This window comes from Saccharothrix sp. DSM 118769, assembly GCF_052936295.1.
Window position 1 is genome coordinate 6,412,689 of the sequence record NZ_CP193627.1, and the last position, 11,865, is coordinate 6,424,553.

The following is an 11,865-nucleotide window of genomic DNA, read 5'->3' on the forward strand; positions in this document are numbered from 1 at the left end:
CCGGGCTCGACCACGTCGGCCCCGGGCCGACCGGGAGAGGAGAACGGAGCGATGACCGGGACGCCCCCCGTGCAGCGCGCAGGCCCCCGGGAGTGGGCGGGTCTCGCGGTGCTGCTGCTGGCGACGACCGTCCTGACCCTCGACCTCGGCGTGCTGTGGCTGGCCGCCCCGTACCTGGCCGCCGACCTGCGACCGTCCGGTTCCGAACTGCTGTGGGTCACCGACGTCTACGGCTTCGTGATGGCGGGCCTGCTGGTCACCTCCGGGGCGCTGGGCGACCGCGTGGGCAGGCGCCGCCTGCTGCTGGTCGGCGCGGCCACGTTCATCGCCGCGTCGTTGCTGTGCGCGTGGTCGACGAGCCCCGCCGTGCTGATCGGCGCGCGGGCGCTGCTCGGCGTGTCCGGCGCCCTGGTGCTGCCGTCCACCCTGTCGCTGATCGCGGCCGTGTTCCCCGACCCCGGGCAGCGGGGGCGGGCCATCGCGATGTGGGTCACCGCGATGTCGCTCGGGGTGGCGATCGGCCCGCTGGCGGGCGGCGTGCTGCTCCAGTGGTTCTGGTGGGGCTCGGTGTTCCTGATCGGTGTCCCGGTGATGCTGCTGCTGCTGGTGCTCGGCCCGGTGCTGCTGCCGGAGTTCCGCTCCCCCTCCGCGCCGCGGCTGGACCCGCTGAGCGTGGTGCTGTTCATGGCCGCGGTGCTGCCGGTGGTGTACGCGGTGAAGAAGTACGCCGAGCACGGCCTCGGCCCGCACGTGTGGCTGTCCGCCCCGGTGGGCCTGGCGGTGGGCGTGCTGTTCGTGCGCAGGCAGAACCGGCTGGAGGAGCCGCTGCTGGACCTGCGGCTGTTCCGCGGCGGCTCGTTCCGCGCCGCGCTGTCGCTGCTGGTGCTGGTGATGGCGGCGATGAGCGGCCTGGAGTACCTGGTGCCGCAGTTCTTCCAGATGGTGGTCGGGCTGTCGCCGCTGGCGGCCGGCCTGTGGCTGCTCCCCGGCGCGGCGGGTCTGCTGATCGGCTCCCAGCTGACGCCGGTCCTGGGGCGCTCCCTGCGGCCCGCGTCCGTGGTGGCGCTGGGCACCGCGGTGGCGACCGCCGGTTTCGCGCTGGTGGCCGTGGCGGACCCGGGCGACGGCCCGGTCGCGGTGTCGGTGGGGCTGGGCGTGCTGCTGCTGGGGCTGTCGCCGACGATGGTGCTGGGCACCGACCTGGTGGTGGGCTCCGCGCCCGCGGAGAAGGCGGGCAGCGCCTCGGCGGTGTCCATGACCGCCACCGACTTCGGCTCGGCCGCGGGCATCGCGCTGATCGGCAGCGTGACCACGTCGGTCTACCGGGGCGAGGTCACCGCGGCGGTCCCGGTGACCTCGCCCGCCGCGGACACGATCGGCGGCGCGGTGGCCCACCTGCCGGCCGACTCGCCCGCGCTGGAGGTCGCGCGCGCGGCGTTCACGCACGGCGTCAACGCCGCCGCGTGGGTGGGTGCGGCGCTGTGCCTGGTGCTGACGGTCGTGGTGCCGTTGACGCTCAAGCGGTTGCGGACCGGCGGCGACGCGCCCGCCGAGGACGGGGCGCGGCACGTCACCGCGTGAGGTCCGGCCCGGACGGGGGCCGGGGACGGGCGGTCACCCCGCCCGTCCCCGGCCCTCTTTCGTGTCCGCGGGTCCCGGCGGGCCCGCGCGGTCGGTCAGCCCGGTTGCGCCTGCCGGGCGGTGGCCAGCACCTCGGCCGCGACCCGGTCGGGCACCTGCTCGGCCTGCCAGTGCGACACGCCGTCCAGGCGCACCAGCCGGTAGGGCCCGGTGACGTGGTCGGCGGTGCCCAGCGCGGCGGCCTCGCTCACCGAGGGGTCCTCCGGGCTCCACAGGTACGCCGTGGGCACCGGCACCGGGCCGAACCCGATCGACTCGTCGAGCAGGCTGCCGCTGCGGTACCAGTTCAGCGCCGCGCGCAGCGCGCCCGGCTGGGACAGCGGGGCGGCGTAGGTGGAGACCTGCTCGTCGGTCAGCGTCCGGTCCACCGCGTGGTAGAGGCCGCGCAGCCCCTTGCCGTCGTCGGCCACCAGGGCGTCCGGGGTGGACTCGGCGGAGAAGAAGTCCAGGTACTCGGACGCGGCCCGTTGCGCCGGGTCGTACCGGAACGCGGCCCGGTAGGAGTCGGGGTGCGGGAACGCCAGCGCGGTCAGCGAGCGGACCCGCTCGGGGTGCCGGGCGGCCAGGTACCAGGCGACCACGGCGCCCCAGTCGTGCCCGACCACGTGGGCCGACTCGACGCCGAGCGCGTCCAGCACGCCCAGGGCGTCACCGGCCAGCAGCGGCAACCGGTAGTCGTCGGGCTCCGCGGGGCGGGCGCCCGGGGAGTAGCCGCGCTGGTCGAACGCGATGGTGCGCAGGCCCTCGGCGGTCAGCAGGGGCACCACGGCGTCGTAGGACCGGTGGCTCTGCGGGAAGCCGTGCAGCAGCAGCACGGGGGTCCCGTCCTCGGGGCCCTCGACGCGCACGTCGAAGGTCAGGTCCCCCACGGGGGTGGGTCGGGTCATCGTCTCACCTCTTCGGGTCGGTTCGTCGGGGTCGTCGCGCGACCGCGCGGCGGGCCAGGCGCAGGACGCGGAGCACCCGGTCCGGCCGCACGAGCTTCGAGGGCGGGTCGACCAGGCCGCTGACCCGCATGAGGGTGGCGGCGACCCGGTCGTCCGCGGTGGCCGCCAGCTGCACCCGGCGCATGTAGGCGTTCATCAGGCGCAGCAGCGCCCCGCGCTCGCCCGCCACGCGGGGGTGGCCCAGGTCGGAGGAGGTCATCATGTCCCAGGACCGGTCGAGCACCCGCCGCGCCAGGTCCCGCAGGTAGGCCCGCGGGTCGGGGTCCGCGGACCGCAGGTGCTCGCGCAGGACGAGCGCGCTCAGCGCGGCCACCGTCATGCCCTGCGCGTAGGAGGGGTTGAAGCTGCACACCGAGTCGCCGATGGGCAGCAGGCCCCGGGGGAAGGCGCGCATCCGCTCGTAGCGGCGGCGCCTGCTGGTCGGGTAGCGGTAGGGCACCGGGTCGGTCAGCGGTTCGGCGTCCGCCAGCGCCTTGGCCAGGTCCGGCACTGCCAGCGACTCCAGGAACGCGGTGAAGCCGTCGGGGTCGGTGGGCGGGTGGTCGCCCAGGATGCCGTACGCGGTGACGATCGCGCGGTCGCCCTCGATGCGCGTGCAGATGCCGCCGCGCGGCACCTCGGGGGAGGCGATCGTGTTGATCCCGACCTCGTCGGCGGGCAGGCCCGAGCCGAGGCGGTACAGGCGGGTCGCGTAGCCCAGGCCGATCTTGACGCCGTCCTCCTCGACCCGCCCGTACCCCCACTCCTCCAGCCAGGTCGGGGTGCGGGAGCCCCGGCCGGTGGCGTCGACCACCAGGTCCGCCACCACCTCCGCCTCGGCGCCGGACACGGCCAGGCGCACGCCGGTCACCCGGTCGCGCGACTCGGTGGTGAGCAGGCCGACGACGTCGCACCGCTCGATCAGCTCGACCCCGGGCAGCGCCAGCACCCGCTCGCGGACGTGGCGCTCCAGGAAGGGCCGGCTGACGCTGAGCAGCACCAGTCCGGCGACCGGCTTGCGGATCTGCCTGCCGCCCAGGTGGACGCGCACGTTGGCCGCGACGTCGCCGGTCTGCCCGCCCTCCGCCACCGCGGCGGCGGTCAGGCCGGGGAACAGCTCCTCGATGACCTGCTGACCGCGTGGTTGCAGGCCGTGCAGGTGCTTGCCCTGCGGCACGCCCTTCCGCCAGCCCCCGGCGGAGCGCACCTCGTCCCGGTCCACCAGGGTGACCTTCGCGCAGCGGTCGGCCAGCACGCGGGCGGCGAGCAGGCCGGCCATGCCCGCGCCGAGGACCACGGCGTGGCCGGACGCGGGGCCGGACTTCGCTTCGAGCATGGTGTCCCTCCTAGTCGGGGCTGGTGGCGTGCCGCTCCCCGGTGCCGCGCAGCAGCACCGCCTCGGTGGGGCAGCAGTCGCGCACGGCGCGCGCGGCGGCGATCTCGTCCGGGTCGCCCAGCTCGGTCTTGCGCGCCTCGGCGACGCCGTCCGCGTCGAGGCGGAACAGCGCCGGGTGCATCGACTCGCAGAGCCCCACCCCGCCGCAGACCGCGCGGTCCACGCTCACGAACACCTTCCCGGCCACCTCAACCACGTCCGTCCAGGCGGACCGGCAGGTGCTTGACGCTGCGGCCCAGCCAGTTCTCGTCGTGGCGGACGTCCTGGCGCGGCACGGCCGGCTCCAGGTCCGGGTAGCGGCGGAACAGCGCGGGCAGCGCCGTGCGGGTCTGCAGGCGGGCCAGCGCGGCGCCCAGGCAGTTGTGCAGGCCGTGGCCGAAACCGACGTGCCGGGGGCCGGTGCGGGTGATGTCGAGCCGGTCCGGGTCGGGGAAGCGCTCGGGGTCGCGGTTGGCCGACTGGAGGGCGGCGATGACGGGCGTGCCGGTGGTCAGCCGCTCCCCCATGAACTCCAGGTCCTCGGTGGCGAACCGGATCAGGCCGATGGTGAACGCGCCGTCGTAGCGCACGAACTCCTCGACGGCGCGGTCCACCAGGTCCGGCTGCTCCAGCAGCAGGCGCCGCTGGTCGGGGAAGTCGAACAGGGCCAGCGCCGCCGAGCCGATGACGCTGCGCACGGTGTCCAGGCCGGCGATGATCATGAGGGCGACCATGGACACCAGCTCGTCCTCGGTCAGCCGGTCGCCGCCCTCGCGGGCGGCGATGAACATGGAGATCAGGTCGTCGCCGGGCGTGCGCCGCTTCTCCCGGATCAGCTCCCGCCCGTAGTCGGCGACCTCCTCGAACGCCCTCATCGGCGCGTCCGGGGTGGGCGGGGACGGGTCGAAGCCGCGCGCGATGGCACCGAGCACGTCGTGGTAGCGGTCGAGCGAGAACCCCAGCATGGCCCCCATGACGCGGGCCGGGACGCGCTCGGCGTAGTCCATCAGGTCCGGTTCCGCCTGCTCGCCGAGCCAGTCCAGGGCGTCGGCGACCTCGCGGTCGATCGTCTCCTGCCACTTGGCGACGCCGCGCGGGGTGAAGGAGCTCATCGCCAGCTTCCGCACGCGGGTGTGGTCGGGTGGGTCGAGCATGGTCAGGGTCCGCTCGACCACGGTCCCCCCGCCGAGCACCAGGCCGGCGTCCCGGAAGTCCTGCCGGGCCCACTTCGCCCCGTCGGTGCTGAAGCGGGGGTCGGCCAGCAGCCGCTGCACGTCGGCGAAGCGGCTGACGATCCACAGGGGGACGTCGCCGACCGGGTACCGGAACCGGTGCATCGGCGCGTGCTCCCGCAGCCAGGCGAAGGCGGGGTAAGGGTTCTGGTAGTACGCGCTGCCGAACAACTCGGGCTGCGCGGTCAGGGTGTCCATCTCGACCTCCTCGGGGCCTGCACGGCAACGTAACGGGATTCGGCTCAGCGGCCGGTCACCGCCGGGTCCTCGCCGGGCGGTGACCGGCTCAGCGGGCGGTCACCGCCGGGCGGGCGGCGGCCCCGGTGGGTCCGGTGGGTTCGGGGAAGTACCCGGTGGCGACGAAGAAGTCGACGTAGGTGTCGAACAGCCGCCGGTCCACGTCCGGGCACCGGATGCCGCTCGCGGCCAGGGCCGCGGCGGTGTCGGCGGTGTCGATCGGCGGGTAGAAGTCCGCGCCGGTCGAGACCATCGCCTCGAAGGCGTCCAGCAGCGGGTTGAGCGCGTTGCCCGGGTCCGACCGCACGCTGTCCGCGACCGCGGCCCAGTCCCGCTCGGGCACCTCGTAGCCCCGCTCCCGCAGCCAGTCCACCAGTTCGCCGAACTCGGGCCCCTCCGGGTTGCACACGTGGAACGTGCGGCCGGTGTGCTCGGGGCGCCACGACAGCGCCAGCACCGCCGCGCTGACGTAGTCCACGGGCACCGCCCGCACCGGCGCGGTCAGCCCGCCCGGCGCGGCGCCCGCGCGCAGCAGGCCCTTGAGGCTCAGCCACACGTAGTCGCGGGTCTGGCAGGCGCCGGTGCGCTGGTCGCCGCACACCACGTCGACCCGGTACACCGACACGGGCAGGCCGCGCTCGCGGGCGAGCTCCACCACCTGCTCGGCGACCCACTTGCTCCGCACGTACCCGGTGGGCAGCGCCTCGGCGGGCCCGGTGGGGTCCTCGACGCGCAGCGGCCGGCCGTCGCCCGCGCCGCGCGGGAACACGCCCGTGGTCGAGATGTGGTGCACCGGCACGGTGCGGTGCCGGGCCGCCAGCCGCAGGACCTCCCGGGTGCCGCCGACGTTGGCGGCGCGCAGCATCGGGTACGGGTGCAGCCAGTGGACCGACGCGCCCGCGTGGTAGACCACGTCGACCTCGCGCGCCAGCTCGTCGAACCGCTCCTCGGTCAGGCCGAGCCGGGGTTCGGCCAGGTCGCCCGGGACCACCCCGACCCGGTCGAAGTCCACTTCGGACAGCAGCCGGTACCAGGCCAGGTTGTCCCGCAGCCGCTCGTGGGCGGCGTCCCCGTCGTCGGCCCGCACCAGGCACAGCACGCGGGCGCGGGTGGTGCGCAGCAGGTCGCGCAGCAGGTAGGCGCCCAGGAAACCGGTGGCGCCGGTGAGCAGCACGACCTCCGGGTCGTCCACGGCGGGCACGACCTCGGCCGCCGGGCGGATGTCGTCGTCGAGGGCGATGTCGGCGGTGTAGTCGGTGCCGGGGGCGGTGGTGCCCAGCTCCGCGCCCAGGCCGTCGAGCAGGAACGCGGCCAGGGCACCGGGCGTCGGGTGGTCGAACACGAGGGTGGGCGGCAGCCGGAACCCGACGGCGGCGGCCAGCCGGTTGCGCAGCTCCACCGAGGTCAGGGAGTCGAAGCCCAGCTCGGGGAACAGCGCGTCCGCGCCGATGCGCGCCGGGTCGGGGTGGCCGAGCACGGCGGCGACCTCGGCGCGCACCACGTGCAGCACGGCGGGCTCCCGCTCCTGCGGCGCCAGCTCGGCCAACCGGGTGGCCAGGTCCTCCGGGCCGCCGTCGCCGGTGCGCGCCGCCGGGCGCGGCGAGGTCCGGGCCAGCGCGCCGAACAGCCGGGGCGCCTGCTCCGCCCGCTCGCGCAGGGTCGTCACGTCCAGCGGGGTGACCACGAGGGCGGCCGGGCCGTGGCGCAGCGCCGCGTCGAGCAGCGCCGGGCCGCGATCGGAGGTGATGGGGCGCAGGCCGCTGCGGGTGATGCGCTCGCGGTCGGCCTCGTCCATGCCGCCGGTCATGCCGCTCGCCTCGTCCCACAGTCCCCACGCCAGGGAGGTGGCGGGCAGGCCCCGTGCGGCGCGCAGCCCGGCCAGGCCGTCGAGGTAGGCGTTCGCGGCGGCGTAGTTGCCCTGGCCCGGACCGCCGACGACACCGGCGACCGAGGAGAACAGCACGAACGCCGACACGTCCCCGGCGAGCTCGTGCAGGTTCCACGCCGCGTCGACCTTGGGCCGCAGCACCGCCGCCAGCCGCTCCGGCGTCAGGTCGGCGACCAGGCCGTCGTCGAGCACACCGGCCGCGTGCACGACGCCGGTCAGCGGGTGCCGCGCCGGGACACCCGCCAGGAGCGCGGCCAGCGCGTCGCGGTCGGCGGTGTCGCAGGCCACGACGTCGGCGTGCGCGCCCAGGTCCGCCAGCTCGGCGACCAGCCGCCGCGCGCCGGGTGCGGCCGGTCCGCGGCGGCCGACCAGCAGCAGGCGCCGGACGCCGTGCGCGGTGACCAGGTGGCGGGCGACCAGCGCGCCGAGCGTGCCGGTGCCGCCGGTGACGAGCACGGTGCCGTCGGGGTCCCAGCGCCCGCTCTCCCGCCCGGTGGGCGTGGCTCGGCCCAGCCGCGGCACGAACGCGGTGCCGCCGCGCACGGCGACCTGCGGTTCGCCCAGCGCCAGCACGCCCGGCAGCACGTCGGCCGGGTCGCCGTCGGTGTCCAGCAGCACGACGCGGTCCGGCGCCTCGGACTGGGCCGAGCGCACCAGGCCCCAGACCGCCGCGCCCGCCGGGTCGGTGACGCCGGAGCCGTCGGGGTCCACCGCGCCGCGGGTGACGACCACCAGCGGCGCGTCGGCCGGCCGGTCGTCGGCCAGCCACGCCTGGAGCACGGCCAGCACCCGCCCGGTCTCGGCGTGCGCCTCGGCCGCGGTGGTGCCGCCGCAGGTCAGCAGCGCCGGCCGCGCGTCGGTCGCGGTGACGTCCCCGGTGGTGCGCACGGCCCGCCAGGCGACGGCGGGGCGCGGGGACAGCAGGACCGGCGACCAGTCGACGGTGAACAGGTCGTCGCCGAGGCGGGCGCGGGCCTCGGCCACCTCGCGGAACGGCACCGGCGCGATGGTGACCTCGTCGAGGGTGGCCACCGGGCGGCCGGTCCGGTCGGCCACGCGCACCTCCCAGGTCGTGTCGCCGGTCGGGCGCAGGTGCACCCGCACCGCGCGGGCCCCGGCGGCGTGCACGCGCACCCCCCTGAAGTGCATCGGCACACCGGTGCCCGGCCCGCCGGCCGGGCCGACGACGTGCAGCGCGGCGTCGAGCAGCGCCGGGTGCAGGGCGTAGGCGCCCGCGGTGGACTCGGCCGGCTCGGGCAGCTCGACCTCGACGTAGAGGTCGTCGCCCGCGCGCCACAGGCCGGTCACGCCGTGGAACACCGGTCCGAGGTCGAGTCCCGCGCCGACCAGCGGCGCGTGGGCGCCGGCGGGGTCCACGGGCTCGGCCGCGGGCGGCCACCGGCGCAGGTCGAAGTCCGCGTCCAGGCCGCGGGTGCCGAGCACGCCGCTCACCAGCCGGGTCCACCGCGGGTCCCCGTCGTCGGGCCTGCCGTGGACGGCGAACCGCCGCCTGCCCGAGCCGTCCGGGGCGGACAGGCGCACCTGCACCTGCGCACCGCCCTGCCGGGGCAGCACCAGCGGGGTGTCGACGGCCAGCTCCTCGATCGCGGTGCACCCCACCTCGTCGCCCGCCCGCACGGCCAGCTCGACCAGGGCCGCGGCGGGCAGCACCGGTGCGTCGCGCAGGGCGTGCTCGGCCAGCCAGGGGTGGGTGCGCAGCGACAGGCGGCTGGTGAACAGGAACTCGTCGGCCCCGGCGACCTCCACGGCCGCGCCGAGCAGCGGGTGGTCCGCCCCGGCCAGGCCCAGGCCCGCCGGGTCGCGGCCGGCCGCCGCGTCCACCCAGTAGCGGCGCGGGCGGAAGGCGTAGGTGGGCAGCTCGACGTGCGGGCCGGCGGGGAACGCGGCGGCGAGGTCCACCGGGACGCCGCGCACGTGGGCCTCGGCGACCGAGGTCCAGAAGCGGCGCAGGTCGCCCTCGCCCCGGCGCAGCGTGCCGACGGCCGCACCGGGCCGCCCGCTCTCCTCGACGGTGTCCTGCACCGCGGTGGTCAGCACGGGGTGCGGGCTGCACTCCAGGAACGCCCCGAAGCCCTGGTCCAGCAGCGCCCGGACGGCGGGGGCGAAGCGCACCGGCCGGCGCAGGTTGGCGAACCAGTAGTCCGCGGTCAGCTCCGGACCCCGCACCCACTCACCGGTCAGGGTGGACAACATGGGGATCTCCGCCCGACGCGGCACCACCGGCGCCAACAACCGGGCCAACTCCTCACGCACGTCCTCCACGTGCGCCGAGTGCGAGGCGTAGTCCACCGGCACCCGCTTCGCCCGCACCCCCTCGGCCTCACAAGAGACCAGCAACTCCTCCAACGCGGCGGGCTCACCGGAGACCACCACGGCACCGGGACCGTTGACCGCCGCGATCTCGACCCGGCCGGCGTAGCAGGTGATCCGCTCGCGCACCCACTCCTCCGGGCGCGCGATCGACACCATGCCGCCGCGGCCGGCCAGGGCGGAGCGGATCGCCCGGCTGCGCAGGGCGACGACACGGGCACCGTCCTCCAACGACAACGCACCCGCCACGCACGCCGCCGCGATCTCCCCCTGCGAATGACCCACCACCGCAGCCGGCACCACACCCACCGACCGCCACAACCCCGCCAACGACACCATCACAGCCCACAAAACAGGCTGCACCACATCAACCCGATCCAACCACCCCCCACCACCCCCACCACGCAACACCGCATCCACATCCCACTCCACAAAAGGACGCAACGCCGCACCACACTCAGCCAACCCAGCCGCGAACACCGGAGAACCCTCCGCCAACCCCACCGCCATCCCCACCCACTGCGACCCCTGACCCGGGAACACCAGCACGGGCTTGAGGGGGTCGCCGGCGGTGCCGAGCACGACGTCCGCCGCGGGCCGCCCCGCGGCCAGGTCCTCCAGCCGGGCGAGCGCGTCCTCGCGGTCGCGGACCAGGAGCACGGCGCGCTCGGCCAGCCGGGCGCGGGCGGCCAGGGCGCGGCCCACGGCGGTGGGGCCGCGGTGGTCCAGGCCGCCGTCGCGGACCCAGGCGGCGAGCCGGGCGGCCTGGTCGGCGGTCCCGCCGGGGCGGGCGGACAGCACCCACGGCACGAGCGGCAGCCCGGGGCCCTCCGGCACCTCCTCCCGGTCGCCCTCCTCCAGCACGACGTGCGCGTTGGTGCCGCTGACGCCGAACCCGGACACGCCGGCGCGGCGCGGCCGGTCGGGTCGCGCGGGCCAGTCCCGGGCCTCGGTGAGCAGGCGCACCGCGCCGAGGTCCCAGTCCACCAGCGGGGTGGGCTCCTCGACGTGCAGGGTCTTCGGCATCCGGCCGCGGCGCATGGCCTGCACCACCTTGATCACGCCGCCCACGCCGGCGGCGGCGGCCGAGTGGCCGATGTTGGACTTCAGCGATCCCAGCCACAGCGGTTCGTCCCGGTGGGCGCCGTAGGTGGCCAGCAGCGCCTGCGCCTCGATCGGGTCGCCCAGCCGGGTGCCGGTGCCGTGCGCCTCGACCAGGTCCACATCGGACTCGACGAGGCCCGCGTCGGCCAGGGCGGCGCGGATGACGCGTTCCTGCGAGGGCCCGTTGGGCGCGGTCAGGCCGTTGGACGCGCCGTCCTGGTTCACCGCCGTGCCCCGCACCACCGCCAGCACGCGGTGGCCGTTGCGGCGCGCGTCGGACAGCCGCTCCAGCAGCAGCAGGCCCACCCCCTCGGCCCAGGCCGTGCCGTCCGCGCCGGCGCCGAAGGACTTGCAGCGGCCGTCGGCGGCCAGACCGCGCTGGCGGGCGAAGTCGACGAACCCGCCGGGGTCGCCGTTGACGGTGACGCCGCCCGCCAGGGTCAGCGACGACTCGCCGCGCCGCAGCGAACCCACCGCGAGGTGCAGCGCGACCAGCGACGAGGAGCAGGCCGTGTCCAGGGTGACCGCCGGTCCCTCGAAGCCGAAGGTGTAGGCGACCCGACCGGAGGCGACGCTGGCCAGCTTCCCGGTCATCAGGTAGCCCTCCAGCTCCTCCGGGGCCTCCAGGCCCAGGTAGGTCTGCTCGGGCACGCCGACGAACACGCCGGTGTCGCTGCCGCGCAGCGGCTCCGGGTCGATGCCGGCGTGCTCGAACAGCTCCCACGCGGTCTCCAGCAGCAAGCGCTGCTGCGGGTCCATCGACAGCGCCTCGCGCGGGGAGATGCCGAAGAAGTCGGCGTCGAACCCGGTGGCGCCGTCGAGGAAGCCGCCGTGCCGGGTGTAGGTGCGGCCCGGCTTGCCCGGCTCGGGGTCGTAGAGGGCGTCCACGTCCCAGCCGCGGTCGGTGGGCCACTCGGTGATGGCGTCCACCTCGTCGGCCACCAGCCGCCACAGGTCCTCCGGTGACGCCACGCCGCCGGGGTAGCGGCAGGCCATGCCGACGATCGCGATCGGCTCGTCGGCGGCGGACTCCAGCTCCGCGATCCGCGAACGCGCGGACGACAGCTCGGTGGTGACCCACTTGAGGTAGTCGACGAGCTTGTCCTGCTTCTCCTCGGCCATGACGGGGTT

5 protein-coding genes and 1 pseudogene are annotated in these 11,865 nt (G+C 76.1%); 1 reads left to right on the forward strand and 5 read right to left on the reverse strand.

Features of this window, described 5'->3' with window-relative positions; translation table 11 throughout:
- The first annotated feature begins 51 nt into the window (after window positions 1-51).
- Window positions 52-1,581, forward strand: coding sequence for an MFS transporter (locus ACRAKJ_RS27050; protein WP_438925474.1), 1,530 nt, complete (start codon window positions 52-54; stop codon window positions 1,579-1,581).
- A gap of 95 nt (window positions 1,582-1,676) precedes the next feature.
- On the opposite strand, the gene ACRAKJ_RS27055 is transcribed toward ACRAKJ_RS27050, so the two are convergent.
- The 5 genes and pseudogenes from ACRAKJ_RS27055 to ACRAKJ_RS27075 all read right to left on the reverse strand — a co-directional run.
- Window positions 1,677-2,528 (reverse strand): alpha/beta fold hydrolase, encoded by an 852-nt coding sequence (locus tag ACRAKJ_RS27055; protein ID WP_438925063.1) that lies wholly within the window; start codon window positions 2,526-2,528, stop codon window positions 1,677-1,679.
- A 4-nt stretch (window positions 2,529-2,532) separates the two neighbouring features.
- Window positions 2,533-3,903: an FAD-dependent oxidoreductase gene (locus ACRAKJ_RS27060; RefSeq protein WP_438925062.1), complete on the reverse strand. Its 1,371-nt coding sequence runs from the start codon at window positions 3,901-3,903 to the stop codon at window positions 2,533-2,535.
- A gap of 10 nt (window positions 3,904-3,913) precedes the next feature.
- Window positions 3,914-4,132, reverse strand: coding sequence for a ferredoxin (locus ACRAKJ_RS27065; RefSeq protein WP_438925061.1), 219 nt, complete (start codon window positions 4,130-4,132; stop codon window positions 3,914-3,916).
- 19 nt (window positions 4,133-4,151) lie between these two features.
- Window positions 4,152-5,372 (reverse strand): cytochrome P450, encoded by a 1,221-nt coding sequence (locus ACRAKJ_RS27070; RefSeq protein WP_438925060.1) that lies wholly within the window; start codon window positions 5,370-5,372, stop codon window positions 4,152-4,154.
- Between the two features lie 88 nt (window positions 5,373-5,460).
- A pseudogene (locus ACRAKJ_RS27075) lies at window positions 5,461-11,841 on the reverse strand (thioester reductase domain-containing protein); the annotation flags it as partial.
- Window positions 11,842-11,865: the final 24 nt, after the last annotated feature.